This is a genomic window from Dyadobacter sp. Leaf189, from assembly GCF_001424405.1.
GTDB lineage: Bacteria > Bacteroidota > Bacteroidia > Cytophagales > Spirosomataceae > Dyadobacter.
Genome location: NZ_LMPS01000005.1, coordinates 726,603 through 744,101 on the forward strand (window position 1 = coordinate 726,603; position 17,499 = coordinate 744,101).

15 protein-coding genes are annotated in these 17,499 nt (G+C 49.2%); 9 read left to right on the plus strand and 6 right to left on the minus strand.

Translation table 11 applies throughout. The features are described from left to right. Positions 1 to 28: 28 nt before the first annotated feature. From ASG33_RS17465 to ASG33_RS17495, 7 genes are all read left to right on the plus strand, one after another. The gene (locus ASG33_RS17465) at positions 29 to 3,445 is read left to right on the plus strand and encodes a response regulator (protein ID WP_056287923.1); all 3,417 of its coding nucleotides are present in this window, start codon (positions 29 to 31) and stop codon (positions 3,443 to 3,445) included. A gap of 11 nt (positions 3,446 to 3,456) precedes the next feature. Continuing rightward, complete coding sequence (locus tag ASG33_RS17470; RefSeq protein WP_229238702.1) at positions 3,457 to 4,263, plus strand: protein-glutamate O-methyltransferase CheR; 807 nt, start codon at positions 3,457 to 3,459, stop codon at positions 4,261 to 4,263. Beyond that, on the plus strand, positions 4,260 to 4,853 hold the full coding sequence (locus ASG33_RS17475; protein ID WP_056287928.1) for a chemotaxis protein CheB: 594 nt from the start codon (positions 4,260 to 4,262) through the stop codon (positions 4,851 to 4,853). Before ASG33_RS17470 ends, ASG33_RS17475 begins: the two co-directional genes overlap by 4 nt. A gap of 2 nt (positions 4,854 to 4,855) precedes the next feature. Next, positions 4,856 to 6,778, plus strand: coding sequence for a response regulator (locus tag ASG33_RS17480; protein ID WP_056287929.1), 1,923 nt, complete (start codon positions 4,856 to 4,858; stop codon positions 6,776 to 6,778). 96 nt (positions 6,779 to 6,874) lie between these two features. After that, a complete protein-coding gene (locus tag ASG33_RS17485) occupies positions 6,875 to 7,633 on the plus strand; it encodes a hypothetical protein (protein WP_056287931.1) in 759 nt (252 codons plus the stop codon). A gap of 170 nt (positions 7,634 to 7,803) precedes the next feature. After that, positions 7,804 to 9,651 (plus strand): chloride channel protein, encoded by a 1,848-nt coding sequence (locus ASG33_RS17490; protein ID WP_056287933.1) that lies wholly within the window; start codon positions 7,804 to 7,806, stop codon positions 9,649 to 9,651. A 149-nt stretch (positions 9,652 to 9,800) separates the two neighbouring features. Continuing rightward, on the plus strand, positions 9,801 to 10,235 hold the full coding sequence (locus ASG33_RS17495; protein ID WP_056287935.1) for a MarR family winged helix-turn-helix transcriptional regulator: 435 nt from the start codon (positions 9,801 to 9,803) through the stop codon (positions 10,233 to 10,235). A 47-nt stretch (positions 10,236 to 10,282) separates the two neighbouring features. Here ASG33_RS17495 and ASG33_RS17500 read toward each other — a convergent pair whose 3' ends face one another. From ASG33_RS17500 to ASG33_RS17525, 6 genes are all read right to left on the minus strand, one after another. After that, positions 10,283 to 11,113, minus strand: a complete 831-nt coding sequence (locus ASG33_RS17500) for a DUF4097 family beta strand repeat-containing protein (protein WP_056287937.1) — start codon at positions 11,111 to 11,113, stop codon at positions 10,283 to 10,285. Positions 11,114 to 11,119: 6 nt separating this feature from the next. Beyond that, on the minus strand, positions 11,120 to 11,980 hold the full coding sequence (locus ASG33_RS17505; protein WP_056287940.1) for a DUF4097 family beta strand repeat-containing protein: 861 nt from the start codon (positions 11,978 to 11,980) through the stop codon (positions 11,120 to 11,122). Positions 11,981 to 12,004: 24 nt separating this feature from the next. Next, on the minus strand, positions 12,005 to 12,844 hold the full coding sequence (locus ASG33_RS17510) for a HEAT repeat domain-containing protein (RefSeq protein ID WP_056287943.1): 840 nt from the start codon (positions 12,842 to 12,844) through the stop codon (positions 12,005 to 12,007). Next, a complete protein-coding gene (locus tag ASG33_RS17515; protein ID WP_056287946.1) occupies positions 12,831 to 13,355 on the minus strand; it encodes an RNA polymerase sigma factor in 525 nt (174 codons plus the stop codon). Before ASG33_RS17515 ends, ASG33_RS17510 begins: the two co-directional genes overlap by 14 nt. Positions 13,356 to 13,532: 177 nt before the next feature. Beyond that, positions 13,533 to 14,015 (minus strand): PA2169 family four-helix-bundle protein, encoded by a 483-nt coding sequence (locus ASG33_RS17520; RefSeq protein WP_056287948.1) that lies wholly within the window; start codon positions 14,013 to 14,015, stop codon positions 13,533 to 13,535. 65 nt (positions 14,016 to 14,080) lie between these two features. Next, on the minus strand, positions 14,081 to 16,513 hold the full coding sequence (locus ASG33_RS17525) for an ABC transporter permease (protein WP_056287950.1): 2,433 nt from the start codon (positions 16,511 to 16,513) through the stop codon (positions 14,081 to 14,083). A gap of 270 nt (positions 16,514 to 16,783) precedes the next feature. Here ASG33_RS17525 and ASG33_RS17530 point away from each other — a divergent pair, with 270 nt between their 5' ends. Then, complete coding sequence (locus ASG33_RS17530; protein ID WP_056287952.1) at positions 16,784 to 16,966, plus strand: hypothetical protein; 183 nt, start codon at positions 16,784 to 16,786, stop codon at positions 16,964 to 16,966. After that, positions 16,963 to 17,391 carry a hypothetical protein gene (locus ASG33_RS17535; RefSeq protein ID WP_056287954.1) on the plus strand — a complete coding sequence of 143 codons (429 nt, stop codon included), beginning with the start codon at positions 16,963 to 16,965 and terminating at the stop codon, positions 17,389 to 17,391. Before ASG33_RS17530 ends, ASG33_RS17535 begins: the two co-directional genes overlap by 4 nt. The last annotated feature ends 108 nt before the right edge of the window (positions 17,392 to 17,499 follow it).

Here is a 17,499-nt window from a genome sequence, read left to right on the forward strand (position 1 = left end):
TTCGGATTTCTCACAACATATTTCATCCATGCGCCTAACCTTCCAACGACAGGTTTTCCTCGGGATCGCTTTTTCCATCTTACTCGTACTGGTTGTAGGATTTACTTCTTATAATGCAATCAGGATACAACTTGAAAATACAGGTTGGGTGTACCACACGAGAGAAGTAATGCGGACAAGCACTTCGCTCAAAAATCAGCTTCTTACCGCGGAATCCAATGTGCGCGGGTATGCTATCACCAAACACAATTCTTTTCAAACAGGCTATTTACAGTCCGTTGAGCTGGTCTGGCAGGAGCTGGACGACCTGCGGAAGCTCGTTCGCGACAACAGTGTCCAGTCTGCGCGGGTTGACTCCCTGTCAATGCTGCTGCAAACGCGGCTGGACCTGATGGACCGGCAATATGATTTTCTTCAGGGAGGCAACTATGCACAAGACACGATCAGGCAGCTGGTACTAGCCGGCAAAAGCGTGTCTTCCCAGCTTGAATTCAGCTTCCGGCGGATAGAGAACCTGGAAGAAGGCTTACTCGTCGAACGGGAGCAAAATGCAACTGTAAGTTCTTCGAAGGCAAAGCAGTACATCCTGATGGGCTCGTCGGCTTTCCTCTTTGTGATTTTGCTTCTATACTATTTCATAAGACGTACTTACAATGCGCAGGTAGCGTCGGAAAAGCAGACGCTGGAAGCAAACCGGCAACTGGAACAGCTTTCGCTGGTAGATCAGGAGAAAAACTGGATACTGGATGCGGCCGTGAAGGCGGCGGAGACGGTGAGGGGAGAACCGACCCTGGCTGAGCTGTCACGCAAGCTGATTGCCAAGCTGGTGGAGTTGACGGACGCGCATGTGGCTGTTATGTACATTGTTACCCGCTCGGGAGATACAATGGAACTTGCGGCAAGCTACGGGACAAGCGAAGCAAACCCGGCACCCAAATCTTTCCGCGTCGGCGACGGAACATTGGGGCATATCGTGGAAGAAAAGATTCCCTTTAAAAAGCTTGACGTAGCGCCAGGCTACCTCGCATTGAAAACGGCCAGCGGGCAGACCGATGCGGCCTCAGTGCTATTGAAAACCATCGCATTCGGTGGACAGATCAAAGCTGTACTTGAAATAGGTTATCTCAAAGAGCCGGGCCATAAAGTAGCGAAGGTACTTGAAATGATATCCGACAGCGTTGCGGTGTCCATTATGGCTGCAAGGGCGCGAGAGCTGGCCAATGAGCTGCTCGAGAAAACCCAGTTACAGGCCGAGGAGCTTGAAAGTCAGCAGGAAGAGCTGCGCGTAACCAATGAAGAGCTGACCAGACAAACTTCGCTGCTGCAAGTCTCGGAGGAGGAATTGCGGGTACAGCAGGAGGAGCTCAAACAGATTAACACTGAGCTGGAAGAAAAGGCATTTCTGCTGGAAGAACAGAAAGGTACCATTGAAGCAGCCCGCGACCAGATACAGCTTAAAGCGGATGAACTTGAAAAAAGCGGCCGTTTTAAAAGCGAGTTTCTTGCGAATATGAGCCACGAGCTACGCACGCCATTGAACAGTATCCTCATTCTTTCCAGGATTTTGGGTGAAAATAAAGGAGAGCGGCTCAGTGAGGAAGAGCAACGTTATGCATCGGTAATCTACAATTCAGGCAATGACCTGCTTACCCTGATCAACGATATCCTGGATCTGGCAAAGGTGGAATCGGGTAAGGTTGAACTGATCCATGAAGAGGTAAGTACGGGACTGATCCTGTCGGAGGTAGCCAATACTTTCCAGAAAGTAGCCGAGAACAAGGGGCTGAACCTACACCTGGAAAAAGAAGAATCTTGCCCCGAGGTCATGCTTGTAGACCACGTGCGGTTGCTGCAAATCATCCGCAACCTGCTCTCGAATGCCATTAAATTCACATCCGCACCAGGAACTGTATCCCTGAAAATCCGGCAGATCGCCGGCTTCATTCACTTCGAGGTAGCGGATTCGGGCATCGGGATACCGGAAGAAAAGCAGAAGGCGATTTTTGAAGCATTTCAGCAGGCAGATGGTTCAACCAGCCGGAAATATGGCGGCACGGGACTCGGACTTTCCATCAGCCGCGAGCTTGCCAATTTGTTCAAAGGTTCTATTTCGCTGAGAAGCGAGCCTGGGCAAGGTTCGGTATTTACATTAAAAATCCCCGCTGCACAGAACGGAGCCGCAGAAAAGCTGCCTGCTGAACCAGCGGTAGAGATCAAACCTGCGATGCCGGAAGTGGCGCGGGAGCTGAAAGAAAACAGGTTGCTGCTGATCGAAGACGATGCCGTTTTTGCTGCCGATATGGCTGCCAAAGCGCAGGACAGCGGCTTCCAGGTGCAGCTTGCCGCCGATGGAAAAACGGCGCTCGAACTGGTGAAGACATTCAACCCAACAGCCATTATCCTGGATATGCACCTGCCGGATATGTCCGGCGACGAAGTTTTGAGAGAACTCAAAGCCGACACCAAGACGCGGCTCATTCCTGTTCACACAATATCCTCAGGCGATTACCTTGACTCGGACGTGCTGAAAGAAGGTGCGATCGGGTTTATGCAAAAGCCGGTAGACCAGAAGTCAGCCCTGAGTATTTTTAATGTGTTGAAACTGGAAGGCAAAGACCTTGAAAAACACCGGATCCTGCTGATTGAAGATGATGCTTATCAGAGTAAGTATCTGGGCGAGTTCCTGGCCGAAAACAACATATTCGTACTCTATGCCTACTCGGCTTCGGACGCGCTGGCGATTCTGGCCCGCGAACATGTTGACGGCATTATCCTCGACATCCGGCTTGCCGATATGAATGGGCTGGACCTGCTGGACGAGATCAAGAAGAACCCTGCGCTCACATCCATTCCGGTGGTTGTCAATACAGCCGAAGACCTTTCGCAGGCTGATCTTAGCCGGGTCATGAAGTATTCGCACCCGGTGGTAATCAAAACGAAGAAGTCTAATGACCGGCTGCTGGACGAGGTGAAACTGTTCCTCAAAAAGGTACAGCCAGCGAAACCAACCCCCGCGGCCCCCAAGCAGGATACCTTTAAAAGCAGCGTGGTTTATTCGGAACATGCATTTATTGGCCGGAAGATTCTGCTGGCCGATGACGATATGCGTAACATTTTTGCATTAAGCGCGGTACTCGAAGATGCGGGCTTTAAAATTGAGATTGCGGCGAATGGAAAAGAAGCAATTCAGAAGCTGGAAGATTCCTCCGATATCGAGCTGGTATTAATGGACGTGATGATGCCCGAAATGGACGGGATAGAGGCAACGCGGATAATACGTAAAAACAGCCGCTGGGCCACATTGCCCATTATTGCCGTGACTGCGAAAGCAATGCAGGGCGACCGGGAGCAATGCATGGCAGCCGGTGCAAACGATTATATTTCCAAGCCGGTTGATATTGACAAGTTGTTGTCGCTGATCAAAGTCTGGCTGCAAGCTGGTTGAACATGGTACTAATGGAATATTCAGATCTTGAAATTCTGATTGCGGAAATCAGGAAAATATCCGGGTTCGACTTCTCGGGTTACGCTCGTCCGTCGCTTTTGAGAAGAGCGAGCAGGTACCTCACGAGCAAGCGAATGGATATGGAGCAGCTGCTCGCGCACATTGCACCCGGTGGAGGGATCGTATATGATCTGATCCAGGAAATGACGGTCAACTACTCGGAGATGTTCCGCGATCCTGACTATTTTGTGAAGGTGAGAAGTGAAGTATTCACCTACCTGGAATCCTATCCGGCGCTGCGACTCTGGGTTGCAGGCTGCGCGTCGGGCGAAGAAGCCTTCTCAATGGCGATCCTGCTGAAAGAGGCAGGGTACCTCGACCGCTCGCTCATTTACGCCACCGATTTAAACAATAAGGTACTTACCGCCGCGCGGGAAGGTGTTTTTACGCTCAGCAGTGTGCGTACTTTTTCTGAAAATTACATGCAGGCAGCCGGTCAGCATTCATTATCTGATTACTACCACGTATCGTACAACAAAGCGGTGATCTCGCCCGAAATCCGGAAAAATATCGTGTTTTCGCTACACGATCTGACAGGCGACGGCGTGTTCAATGAGTTCCAGTTTATCAGCTGCCGCAATGTAATGATCTACTTTACGCTGGAATTGAGGCAGCGCGTATTCCGGCTGCTTTATGAAAGTTTGAGCGTTCTGGGCTTTCTTTGTCTCGGAAAGCGGGAAACGCTGCGATATTCAGGACTGGAAGATTATTTCAGGGTTGTAGATAGTTCACTGAATATTTACCAGAAAATTAAATGAACCATGGCATAACAAACCCGCTGAGCCTGGTTCTCTTTGGAGGATCCGCCGGGAGCATGGTGCTTTTTGAGGAAATCTTACAAATCCTTGAACGCCCGCTGTCTTTCGCAGCCGTTTTTGTTTTGCACAGGGGAAAAGCCAGCTCAGCTGTGTTTCCCCGCATTTTTAAAAATAAAACAAATGTATTTATGAGTGAACCGCAGCATCTGGATCCCGTCGAGCCCGATAGCATCTATTTCGCCATACCCGACTATCACCTCCTGATTGGTCCCGACAAGCGGTTTTACTATGATTCTTCTGAAAAGGATTTTTTCTCAAGACCGTCGATAGACGCGACATTTATATCGGCGGCGTTTTCCGGCATTCCTGTCAAAGCGGCCATGCTGTTTTCCGGTTCGAGCGCAGATGGGGCTTTTGGGCTGAAAGTACTAGCTGAAAGAGGCAGCGCAACCTATGTGCTTGATCCTGCCGATGCTGAGTCAAAGCGCATGCCGGAAGCGGCTTTGCAACAATATAGCGGGCATAAGGTGCTGTCCCGCGGTCATTTTTCAAATACAATCAAAGAAATACTGCATACTCACTCAACTTAGCCATGGAAGATACCAAGATATTACTGCTGGACGACAGAGAGGAGAACCTGATCTCGCTGCGCGCAATCCTCAGCAGGGACGACATTGAAATTTTTGCTACAACCTCCCCGAACGAAGCGCTGAGAATGGTTTGGGAAAATGATATTGCAGTGGCGCTGGTAGATGTTCAAATGCCGGGAATGGATGGATTTGAGTTTGCAGAAACGCTTTTATCCAATCCGAAAACAAAGGAAATTCTTATTGTTTTTGTAACCGCTATTTCGAAAGAGACTACTTACGCTGTACGCGGATTAAAAACCGGCGCGATTGACTACCTGTACAAGCCGCTGGATCCATTTATCACCAATGCGAAAGTCGACTCGCTGATACGCCTGGCGAGGAGTCAGAAAGAGATCCGGGATAAGAACAAGCTGCTTGAAAACTACGCGACGATCGTCATCAATTCACCCGATATCATCGCGACGGTGGAAGCTGAAACGGGCAAGATCTTCTCGATTAATCCGTCAGTAGAAACGATTTTAGGCATTTCACCAAATGGACTGGTCGGCATTTCTATTCTGGAACTGCTGGTTGAGCCGGATACGTCGGCGCTGCGTCAGGTTTTGGTTGAAAAGAGCTATATCGGCGGACATACCATCGTGATCGAGGACCGCTTTTATGGTCGCCTGCGCCAGCCCGTGTGGCTTGAACTGCGCATTATGTTCAAGAACAGGCTGCTGTTTATCAACCTGCACGATATCGAAAAGCGAAAAGCCCACGAACGCGCATTGATCGATGCACAGCAGCAGGCCGACCGCGCGCGCAAAGGCAAGGAAGCTTTTCTGGCCAATATGAGCCACGAAATACGCACGCCGCTGAACGGGATTATCGGTCTCGGTAACCTGCTTTCCGCAAGTGCATTGACTGTAGAGCAGCGGGAACTGATCGATATGCTGCGGCAATCTTCGGGTTCTCTGCTCAACATTTTGAACGATATACTTGATATTTCGAAGATAGAGGAAGGCAAATTCTCCATTATCCCTACCTCAACGGATATGCGTGTATTGGCAAGGGGTATCATTGACCTGATGAAATTCAAGGCCGATGAAAAAGGGCTCTCGCTTGACCTGGAAGTGGACGACGCAGTGCCTGACTGCATGCTGGTGGACGGAATGCGGCTCAATCAGATCCTGCTCAATCTGGTCGGCAATGCATTGAAGTTTACGGTTCAGGGCGGGGTTAAGCTGAAAATTAGCCACGTCGCGCAGGCAAGTTCCGGGCACAAGATCCGGTTCAGCGTAGAGGATAGCGGCATCGGAATGTCGGGCGAGCAGCTATCGAACATTTTTTCCGAATACGGACAGGCTTCGGAGAGCATATCCCACCAGTACGGAGGTACCGGGCTCGGGCTCACGATCTCCCAAAAGCTCGCGCGGCTGATGGGAAGCGAGCTGGAAGTGAACAGCCGCGCAAACGAAGGCAGCGAGTTCTTTTTTACATTGATTTTGCCCGATGCGAATGAAAAAGCCGCCGAGGCAAAGCCCGTGGTTTCATTCCAGAATCTGCCGCCGTTTGCCGGCAGAACAGTACTGGTAGCCGAAGACAACCCGATCAATGCGCTTTTACTCAAAAAATACCTGAAAGCCTGGCAGCTGGACACAACGCTCGTGGTGAATGGAAAAGAAGCTGTAGAGACGCTCCGGCAGCGGGTGTTCGACCTCGTGATCATGGATACCAGAATGCCCGAAATGGATGGATTTGAAGCAGCCCGGCTGGTAAGGAGCGAACTGAAAGTAACTGTACCTATCCTCTCGCTTTCAGCGACCGTATTGCCCGAAGAAATCCAGCAGGCGCTCGAAGCGGGAATGAACGACACGCTTTCGAAGCCATTTGAACCCGAAAAATTGCACCAGAAAATTGGCAGGCTCATTTCACCTGCCTCCTGAAATGCGCATTTGCAACGATTTGTTGCGCTTTTTCGTAATGTTTAAATGCAGGATTTCGTTAATCCATTGTAAATAAATTGTGATTAAGCCAAACAAATGAAAAATTTCAGGAACAGTTGGAGTATCGTATTGCTTGCCGCCCTTTTCGGATGTAGTTCTTCAAAAACAATGACCTACGAGTCAAAGTGGAATGCGCCTTTTACGTATGTGGATGAAGTGAAACCTGACCAGCAGGATCAGAGATCGAGGTTGAAATATGGGATCATCAACGACGATCAGTTCGTGTACATTACCCTTAAAACAAAAGATCCTTCGACGATCCAGAATATACTGAGCAGCGGCTTGAAGATTGCATTCAGTCCCGAAGGCCAGAAAAAAGAAGCATATTCGCTGCTTTTTCCGGTGGTGATGAAAGAAGATAGGAAAGCATTGAAGCGCATTGATACGGACCTGCCTAACAGCCTGGGACTTGATCTGCTGCTTGATTCATACAATAAAGAAGCAGTCTGGAAAGACAAAAGTGGCCAGCATTTTATCAACCTGGTTGTGCCCGACGGCAGCATTAAGTCGCGCATCTCGATGGATAAAAACGGCGAGCTTACCGAGCAGATCGTGATCCCGTTCAGCTTGATGGCTGTAAATGCAAAGGAAACTTCCATGTTGGGTGTAAACATCAAAGTGGAAGGGCAATCCTCCCAGTCGGGCTTCAGTCCGCGGATCGGCATTGGTTTGGGCGGCGGTATCGGAATGGGCGGCGGAATGGGCGTGGGTATCGGAACAGGCGGCTCGCGGTATAACAACAATGAAAGGAATGTAGATATCAGGCTGGAAGTGCAGCTTGCAAGAGCTAATTAAACCAGCCTTTATGGAGTGCAAAAGCCCGTCGGCAGCCCCGACGGGTTTTTTGTTGTAATCCGGCGCTTGCAGGAACATATTTTGCTAGCATAAGTACACACGTAATTGCTTTGGCTAAATGCCACCTTCATATTGTCCGCAGGTCACGGGCGCAGACCTAACATTGAACAGTGAATAAAGTCAACATTAAGAAGTTCTATCATTTTTTAAAGTACAGGAGAGATTTTGCCCGGTACAGTCTCAGGAAAGCCAAGAGTTATGAAATCCTGCTGTTCTGGCTAAAAAGCGTGCTTAACCGTACACAGTTCCTGATCCTGTCGGGTGTACTGGTAGGAGTAACCTGCGGCCTGGCGGGCGTGCTGCTGAAAGAGCTGGTGCATTACATACACTACATTATCACCGACAAAGTCCACTTCGAGCGGCAGGTGTTTTTCTACATACTGTTTCCGTTCCTGGGAATTGTGACCACTACACTGGTGGTAATATTCCTTTTCAAGGGCCAGGACAGAAAAGGGATCGGCGCCATTCTTTACGAGATCGCGCAAAATTCCAGTATTGTTTCGTCCGTCAAAATGTATTCGCAAATCGTGCAAAGCGCGATCACCGTGGGGCTCGGCGGCTCGGCCGGTTTGGAGAGTCCGATCGCCGTGACAGGCGCAGCCATTGGTTCCAACTTCGCGCGTACTTACAAGCTCGATTACCGCGAGCGTACATTGCTGCTTGCCGCCGGTGCAACAGCCGGTATCGCGTCCGCATTCAATGCGCCTATTGCCGGGATGATGTTCGCATTCGAGATCCTCCTGACAGGCGTTGTATTCTCCGATTTTATCCCGCTGGTTGTGGCTGCTGTCTGCGGGAGTTTGGTGTCAAAAATCCTTTTAGAGGAGGAGGTATTATTCCAGTTCAAGACCAGAAATCCTTTCGACTACCACAACATTCCATACTACCTCGTACTGGGAATTCTCTGCGGCTTGTACGCCCGGTATTTTGTGTTGATTGCAAAAACGATCGACCAATTTTTCCATAACCTGAAAATGACGCGCATTCAAAAAGCGATGGTTGGTGGGGGTGTTCTTTCGGTGCTTTGCGTGCTCTATCCGCCGCTGTTTGGTGAGGGTTATGATACCATCAAAGCGATCACGAACGGACAGATGCAGGGCATTATGCAGAACAGTTTTTTCAGGTTCATTGGCTACCGCGACTGGGTCGTTATTGTGTTTGTGGCGGTGATCTGTTTGCTCAAAGCATTCTCTGCTTCCATCACGATTTTCAGCGGCGGGAACGGGGGAAATTTTGCGCCGTCGCTTTTCGCGGGCGGCTCGCTCGGCTATGTATTTGCATTGCTCTGCGTGCAGGCGGGAGTGAGCGACGTGCCCGTAAATAACCTCGTGATCGTAGGAATGGCGGGCGTAATGAGCGGGGTTCTTTATGCGCCGCTGACAGCCATATTTCTGATTGCAGAATCGACCTCCGGCTATGATCTTTTTATCCCGTTAATGATCGTTTCGGTGATCTCTTTTTCAATTGCAAAATGGTTTTCATCCGTGTCGCCAGACCTTGAAAAACTCGCACAGCAAGGCAAGATTTTCACCCGTGAGCACGATCGGAATTTGCTTTCATTGCTCCACGTCCTCGACCTTATCGATAAGGATATCCAAGTCATCCATTGCGAGGCAAGCAGGGAGGAATTGGCCGATATGGTGCGTTCAGGACACCGGAATATCATCGCAGTAACCGACTCCGAAAACAAGCTTTCAGGTATCATTTCGCTCGACGATATCCGCCCGCTTTTCTTCAATCCGGGCGCCTACGATCTGCTCGAAGTAAAGCAGCTTATGAAGAAGCCCGAGGTCGTGATCAGCGACTTTGACAGCGTGGTAAGTGTCGTCAAAAAGTTCGACGAATCGGGCGCCTGGAATCTGCCTGTGGTGAAGACAAACGGCGAATTTGTCGGCTTTATTTCCAAATCTGCAATCCTCAACAGCTACCGCCAGCTGCTCCGCGCACATTCAGGCTAGAAGTGCCACGTGAAACATTTTCTTGGAATATCAAAATCTTAATCAATTGTTTAATAGGATCATAGGATTTCAATTTAATTGATATATATTTGAGTAATCAAGTATATATCAATTATTATTCAAGTACATTTCAAGTTTAAATCAAGTATATGGCGGCAATTTCTCAATCATTGAAATTCTTTCTCAACCTCACCACCGTACAGTCGCTGATCTTCAAGAAGTTCGACTCAAAGCTGAGTTCACATGGGCTAAGTCTGAATGAATTTATGATCCTCTATCACCTCGGGGAGGCGCCTGATGAGAAGCTGCGGCGCACGGATCTGGCGGAGAAAATTGGTCTTACCGCATCGGGAATTACCCGCATGTTGTCGCCCCTGGAAAAGCTGGGAATGGTACGCCGGGAGGCCAACAGCCGTGACGCCCGGGTGAGCTATGTGAAGCTGGCCAATGCAGGTAAGAAAGTGCTGACCGAATCGGCTGTTTCTGCCGAGGCAATGTCGGAACAGATACTGGCCAGTGTGAAAACAAAAAAGCTCGAAGAGCTCTCTAAAATGCTCTTCGAGCTGGGCGCTACGATCGAGTAAACGTACGGGAAAGAAAATCTTTTCCGTACGTCAAAATCTCAGCGGGCTTACTTCGCCTTTCTCACGTAAATATTCCCGTTCATATTCTTCATCATGATCTCGCTTCCGCCTCCATTTACCTTTCCTTTTACCCAGTCTTCAAGCGAAACTTTGAACATTCCATCCTTTGAAGTGCGCGTCGCCTGCGGCTGACTTTTGTCAACCTCCACGTCGAAGTCGCTGTAAATTTCGCCCCGGTCGGATTTCAGTTTTACATCGAATTTCGCAGTAGCCGGAAGTGTCACATCCACGTTTCCGTTCAGTGTTGAGAACGCCATCGGCGACTTCGCATCGACTGTTTTGAAGGTAGCTTTCAGCGTCCCGTTGATCGTGTTGGCAACCGCCGAACCGGATACATTCGTAAGTGAGATTTCCCCATTGACATTGGCCACTTCCAGCTCTCCATCTACATTCTCCACGATGATATCCCCGTCGTTTACAGTGGACGCTTTGAGCGCGAATTTCTGGGGTACTTTGATATGCAGGTTCATTGGTTTGTTTACAAACCGGGAAGTTATTTTAATCGAATTGTTCTCTTCCGTTGCCGTCAGTTCGAGTCCGCTCGAAGGAACAATGCGCCGCATTCCTGCTGCGTTTTCATCCTTGGGCTTATCGTTCTGCTCGGGTACTTTTCCCGTTGCTTCAATCACTACTTCCTTGCCTGCATAGCCGCTGATCCGGATGCTTCCATTGAGGAGGTTTACTTTCAGGCTGCCAGGTTTGGACGGGTCAGAAAGTGGTACCGTAATGGTCTCTTTTGCCTGTCCGAAAACAGTCGCATTGCCGAAGACAGCCAGTGAAATGCTTAGCGCGAGGGTTATAAATCGGTTGGTTTTCATCGTTGCTTATGATTGCTTTTTGAGATAGATATTACCGTTAAATGTTTCAAACTTGTAAGTGGGCCCACCCTGACCAATGCGGATATACGTTTCGGTATTCAGCTTGTACACGGTCTTGTTCCCGTCGTTAACCTGGTTCTTCACCACGCGGGCCGGCAGCTGTTCTGCATTGGGGAAGTCGGTGTAGAATTCGCCGTGGAAGCTCTTGAACTGGCAGTCGGCCGAAAGAGCCGCAGGGTAGGTGATACGGATATCCCCGTTCAGCGTTTTGAAATCAGACTCACCCGGGGGCAGTGTCAGAAAGTTGGCCTCGACATTGCCATTGACTGTCCGCATCCTGGCGGTACCCTTCGCATTGGCGACTCGGATAGCGCCGTTTACGTTACTGACACTTAGCGGACCGGTCACATTGTCTACCGTCACGTCGCCTCCATTAACCGTCGAAACGTGCAGGCTCATTGCGTAGGGGACTTTGACTGTAAAATCCAGTGCGTAATTGTACTCGATTTTTGGACCTTCCCAGTTTCTACGTCCGCGGTTTGGACGCGAGTCGAAAGGTTCGGCGATGTAGACGATGATACTGTCGGCTTTCTGATCATAGCTTAGTTTAAACTGGCTCTTGCCTTGTTCCAGTACCTCGCTTGTTTTGGCAGTAATTTTTTTATTCACTTCCAGGATCACCTTATCTCCGGCATATCCCTCCACTTTGATAAACCCATTGATGTTGTAAATAGCGAGCGTACTGCCGGAAGCAGTGGGCGCGGCGAATTCCTTGCTGATATGCTCCTTAAATTCCAGGTTTTGCGCCGGGGCCTGGGTACAGCAGAGTACCGCTCCCGCCAGCAGGGGGATTGCAAAAAGTTTCATGGCTGATAAATAGATGATGGATGTTTAAGATAAATCCTTGATCGATTGTTCGATTTTATTCTTGACCAGATTGTCGAGACCCTCTTTCCGGAGCAGTGATTTCAATGCTTTAATGGAGCGTTTCTCCTGCAGCTTCACCATCACGTCGGCCAATGCAGCCTGCACCATCGGCGATTCCTGTTTAGAAAGTGATTTCACCAGCCCGCTGCGGACAAGTGGATTGTCGGCGTACTGCATAAGAGCTTCGAGCGTGACGAGGCGCACGTTCACGTTGTCGTCGTTATTGAGTGTGGTAAAAAGCGCATCGATCACGCGTTCGTCTGCCTGGGCGATCTCGCTGGTGTAACTTACCGCCCGCAGCCGCTCCGTTGCCGACGGATTTTCAATCAATGAAAGCATCATCGTGCTTTTCATATCCTGTACCTGCGCGGCCAGGGTTTCTATCTGCTGCTGGTAAGCGGCAGCCTGGCTGTTGCGCTGGGTTACCTTGTACCCGATTGCCGCGCCCAGTGCTACCAAAAGCAGGCTGAAACCCAGCTGTATTGCCCATTGCGGCACTACCAGCTCCTGAATCCTTTCCAGCAGCGCCTGCCATGAAAATCGGGGTGTTTTCTGTTCAGCGGCTTTAAACTCTTCAAGCATGTCATAGAAGTTCAGCCGCATGGCCGGACCTGGTTCCGGAACGGACATTTTACCCAGACTATCCCAAAGCTGTTTATCTGCCGCAAACTCTTCCTGACACTCCAGGCATTCCGCCAGGTGCATGTTCATATCCATTTGCTCCGCTTTGCTGAGGCGGTTTTGCAGCCAGTCGGTCAGGTGTTCCCTGGACTGCGCGCAACGTATGTGTTTATCTTCTTTCATTGGTAAAAAACTTTTTCTTTAATTCCCCCAAAGCGCGGTGAACACGCACTTTCACAGTCCCTTCATTGATGTTCAGCACTTTGGCTATCTCCTCGTATTTTAGCTCCTGAAAGCGGCTCATGATCAGGATTTCGCGGTGCTCGGTGCTCAGGCCCGCCATTGCCTGGTGCAGGAAATCCTTGTCCTGCTGTTTTTCAAAACCACTATCCGCCGAGGTACCTCCGCCAAGCTGATCGGCCACATCGTTTACATCAACATTGTTCCGCCCCTTGTTTTCACGAATCGAATCGTTCAGTACGTTTCTTGCCAGGTGGTACATCCACGACCTGAACTCGCCTTCGCCGGTGAAATTATGCTTGTATTTGAGCATCCGGTAAAACACATTCTGTACCAGGTCTTCACTCCGGTCTGCGTTGTGAGTCATGTGATAGAAAAACGCGAAAAGAGGCCGGTTATAGCGCTCAAACAGCAAGCCCATCTTATCCAGATCGCCGGCTTTTACCCGTAGCATCAATGAATTGTCTGTGAGCGTATTCAAGCGGCTGCCTCTTTTTTGTGGTGATTCTGACGTGGAAACTGGGAAATGCTGAAAAGGTTACAGGAAATTAAAAGTTTTTTTCAAAAAGTATTGATGTGGAGCTCTATCCCCCCATTGGGCACAAAAAAGCCGGCTATTAACCGGCTTTTGTCAGGTGGTAAGAGGATATTGCGGAAGGTCCCTTTGCCGGTCCCGCTCTCTTTTAAGCGTATCATGCGCATTGTGGATCGCCGACTGTTGCTTGACGAGCAGGTCCATAACTTCCTTGGGGAATGCAACAGCGTTGACAGCCTCGTCGTAGGCCTTCTTGGCTGCATCTTCGCCGCCCTCTGCATTTTCCAGCACTGCGCGTCTGTTATCCCAGCTGAAAAGCGACCGGATATCCATCCAAACCCGGTACAGCTTACCGGAAGTCATCGTACCTGTTTCAGGCTCTCCGCCCAGACTTCTTACTAAATTGTTCAGGTCCGCTACATTCGCCCGGCTCTGGTCTGCCAGGTTATTGAACATCGACCGCAGGTCCGTTTCTATTTCTTTCGTTTCGCTGTAAGCCTTTTCATACCCCGCGATCCGGTCATTGTTAATGACGATCAGATCGTTGAGCGCTTCGATTACTTCTTCATTTTGCGCCATGGCAGTTGTTGATTTAGTGATGGCGACTTTCGTTAAATAATTATTCCAAAGGTATTTTCCAGCTTTTACTCCGATTTCAGCGATTTCACCGGGTTCATCAGTGCGGCTTTTACAGACTGGAAAGAAACCGTAAATAGTGCGATCACGACAGAAAGCGCTCCGGCCAGTACAAACATCCACCAGGCGATATCGGCACGGTAAGCAAAATCCTGCAACCATTTGTCCATAAGCCACCACGCGAGCGGAGCTGCCAGTACCAGGGCAATGCCAACCAGTTTCAGAAAATCTTTCGAAAGCAGTGCCACAATGCCGGGTACCGATGCACCGAGTACTTTGCGCACCCCGATCTCCTTCGTCCGCTGCTCGGCAGTGAAGGTAGCCAGCCCGAACAGACCCAGACAGGCGACGAAAATGGTGAGTCCGGCAAACAGCCCTAGTATCTTACCCGTTTTTTGCTCGGCTTTGTAGGTTTCATTGAAACGGTCGTCGAGGAAAGAGTAGGTAAATGGAAGGTCTGGTTTGAATGCATTCCATTTCTTTTCGAGAGACGAAATCAATGCAGGTATGTCATTGGTTTTGATCTTGGCGATCGTTGTGCCGGAGCCTTTTCCCAAAACCATCACCAATGGTGTGATCGGTTCGTGAAAAGAGCGGAAGTGGAAATCCTCTACCACGCCGATCACCACGTAAGTCGAGCGTTTTCCTGCATTGTCGCTGTTGCTGACCGTGTGGTTCAATGCGCCTTCTTTCCAGCCCAGCATCCGCGCCGCGGTTTGATTGATGATGATAGCCGAAGAATCCGTCCCGAACTCGCGTGAAAAGTTACGTCCTTCCAGGATATGCATGCCCAGCGTCGGGATATAGTCAAAGTCAACATCGTACCGCAGCGTTTTCACGAGCTCGGTCGATTTTGCTTCGGGATATATCGAATAGTTGTTATTGTAGGAGGGGCCAGCAGGTAAGTAACCCGATGAGCTTACCTGCGCAATGCGACTGTCGGCCAGCATTTCCTCTTTGAAGGCCTCCTGATTTTTACCCAAAGCCCAGGTATCCGGCAGTACCAGCACCTGACTTTTATCGTAACCCAGTTTTTTATTCTGAATAAACCGGAGCTGATTGTATACGACCATTGTGCCAATAATCAGTACAATGGAAACGCAGAACTGAAATACCACCAACGCGCTGCGCATGCTGAAACTGGCTGAGTTTCTCGAAAATCCCGAGCTGATATTTCCCTTTAAAACGGCAATGGGCTTGAATGAAGCAAGGAAAAAGGCCGGGTAACTTCCCGCAAAGAGCCCGACGAAAAGTCCGAACAAAACAAAATACAGGCACAATGCAGGTAACGTTTGTAAGTCAATGCGCAGGTTTTTATCTGCCAGCTGATTAAACAGCGGCAATGCGATGATCGCCGTTACGAGGGCGATCGTCATCGCCAGGAATGTCACCAATGTGGACTCGGTCAGGAATTGCCAGATCAACTCCCTTTTCTCGGAGCCCATTACTTTCCGTACCCCAATTTCCTTGGCACGCTTCGATGAGCTTGCGGTAGAGAGGTTCATGAAATTAATGCAGGCGATGATCAGCATGATCGTTGCGACGGCACCGAAAATGTACACGTAACGCACATCGCCATTGTCGCCGAGATCATATTGGAAGTCTGAATGGAGGTGAATGTCCGTGAGCCGCTGCAACCTCAACCCGATCATGTTTCCCTTCTTCTCAAACTCGTCAAAGCTCATGCCGAATGCATTTTCAACCTGCGGCCCCATGTACTTGCGGACTGTCGCCGGCAATTTGGCTTCCAGCTTTTTGTAATCGTAGCCTTCGGGGAGAACAAGGTAAGTGAAGAACTCTGATTGCATCCACGAGGTAGATTTCGCCTCGCCGGAGTTGATCAGGGAAGCAAATATGTCAAAACGGAAGTGGGAGTTTCTTGGTATATCCTTAAAAACGCCCGCAATCCTCGCCTTATCGCGTGAGCCTTTGAATGTAAGCAGCTGACCGACCGGATTTTTATCCCCGAAGAATTTCCGGGCAAGTGCTTCGCTGATCACAATCGCATTGGGGTCGGCCAATGCCGTTTTGCTGTTACCGTGTGCAAAAGGCAGTGTAAATACCTGGAAGAAGTTGGGATCTACAAATGCCATTTTGTTGTCGGTAAATAGCTGATCGTCGATGGAAATGATCGGGCTGCCGCCTTGTCTCAGGCGTGTCGCGTCGAGTACTTCGGGGTAATCGGCTTTCAATGCGGCTGCTGTGGGCGGCATTACGTGGGCTTCATTGAACTTGCCGCCCTGCATGGATCCCTTGAAAACAACCCGCACGATCCGGTCGGCTTTTTCGTGAAACCTGTCAAAGCTCAGTTCGTCGATCACGTACAGACTGATCAGCATGCAGGAAGCCAGTCCAATGGCGAGGCCGGCAATATTAATGGCAGAAAACGCGCGGTTCCGCAGCAGGTTCCGCCAGGCGATCTTGAAATAGTTTTGGATCATCGTGCAATTCGTTGAAGTCGGGGGAAATTAAATATCATGGCTAACAGGAACTACAATGTAATGCATAGTTCTATGTATAAACATTGTACCAGAATTGCAAACATTTGGAAAATAGGATCTTAGCTTTTCGCATTGTCTCGCTTTCGTTCAGATTCGGACAAACCTTGTACGGAAATGCGAAGAGCAATTATAGTGTAAAGTAAGTACAAATGATATTTTGTAAAATAACTTTACATTAGATAGATTTGAAAAAATAACACACACTTTTCCATGTCACGACAGTCCCGAAAAGAGGAACTTATATTAAAGATAACCACCCGGCTAGCTGAGTTGGAGATAGAATTATTGTTGCCGCCCTTTGACGAGCTTGATTCGGAGTATGAAGAGCTGGTAAGAGAGGCTGTCAGGCTTAGGGAGGCACTTGGTTTTTTAACAGATTTCGATGAGTTATGAGAGAGGACTTCCAAGTTTACATTGACCGGTATACAGCGCGCATGAAAGTGGCTCGCAGTGAGGATAGGCCCGCTATCCGTAAAGAATTTGCAGATTGGTATTATGGGCTTTCGGAAGCCGAACGAGAGGAGATCAAACCATTCTGGAAGGCTATCAAGGATCGTGCAAGACAAACCATCGCTGAAATTAAGGATGCTCTGAACGAATTGCAGCAGTTACAAGATGTGCGGATTGTTGTTGAAGGTGCAGAGTATGATTTGCATGAATGGATTACTATTTCAGAATATTCGCGCATCCATAATCTGAAAGTCAGTCGCGTACAAAACTGGATTTCGCGCGGCGTGGTACCGCGTAACAAGGTATTGGCAATTCCGCAGCTGAATAATGTAAAGTTGATTAAAAACGAGATTTACACAAAAGTATAATCCCGGCGATCGCGCCTGGCATCTGCTGAATCGGTTATTTGAAGTAAAATCTTTACTTTGGCTGTACAATCGATTAATTCAAAAGAAGAAACAGCAACCCTGCCTTGC

What these genes read in the sequence shown, in the direction of transcription:
- ASG33_RS17480 (WP_056287929.1), top strand. Translation starts at nt 4,856, where the DNA reads ATGGAAGATACCAAGATATTACTGCTGGACGACAGAGAGGAGAACCTG.
- ASG33_RS17520 (WP_056287948.1), bottom strand. Translation starts at nt 14,015, where the DNA reads ATGGCGCAAAATGAAGAAGTAATCGAAGCGCTCAACGATCTGATCGTC.
- ASG33_RS17515 (WP_056287946.1), bottom strand. Translation starts at nt 13,355, where the DNA reads ATGCTACGGGTAAAAGCCGGCGATCTGGATAAGATGGGCTTGCTGTTT.
- ASG33_RS17535 (WP_056287954.1), top strand. Translation starts at nt 16,963, where the DNA reads ATGAGAGAGGACTTCCAAGTTTACATTGACCGGTATACAGCGCGCATG.
- ASG33_RS17510 (WP_056287943.1), bottom strand. Translation starts at nt 12,844, where the DNA reads ATGAAAGAAGATAAACACATACGTTGCGCGCAGTCCAGGGAACACCTG.
- ASG33_RS17470 (WP_229238702.1), top strand. Translation starts at nt 3,457, where the DNA reads ATGGAATATTCAGATCTTGAAATTCTGATTGCGGAAATCAGGAAAATA.
- ASG33_RS17505 (WP_056287940.1), bottom strand. Translation starts at nt 11,980, where the DNA reads ATGAAACTTTTTGCAATCCCCCTGCTGGCGGGAGCGGTACTCTGCTGT.
- ASG33_RS17485 (WP_056287931.1), top strand. Translation starts at nt 6,875, where the DNA reads ATGAAAAATTTCAGGAACAGTTGGAGTATCGTATTGCTTGCCGCCCTT.
- ASG33_RS17500 (WP_056287937.1), bottom strand. Translation starts at nt 11,113, where the DNA reads ATGAAAACCAACCGATTTATAACCCTCGCGCTAAGCATTTCACTGGCT.
- ASG33_RS17530 (WP_056287952.1), top strand. Translation starts at nt 16,784, where the DNA reads ATGTCACGACAGTCCCGAAAAGAGGAACTTATATTAAAGATAACCACC.
- ASG33_RS17495 (WP_056287935.1), top strand. Translation starts at nt 9,801, where the DNA reads ATGGCGGCAATTTCTCAATCATTGAAATTCTTTCTCAACCTCACCACC.
- ASG33_RS17525 (WP_056287950.1), bottom strand. Translation starts at nt 16,513, where the DNA reads ATGATCCAAAACTATTTCAAGATCGCCTGGCGGAACCTGCTGCGGAAC.
- ASG33_RS17475 (WP_056287928.1), top strand. Translation starts at nt 4,260, where the DNA reads ATGAACCATGGCATAACAAACCCGCTGAGCCTGGTTCTCTTTGGAGGA.
- ASG33_RS17465 (WP_056287923.1), top strand. Translation starts at nt 29, where the DNA reads ATGCGCCTAACCTTCCAACGACAGGTTTTCCTCGGGATCGCTTTTTCC.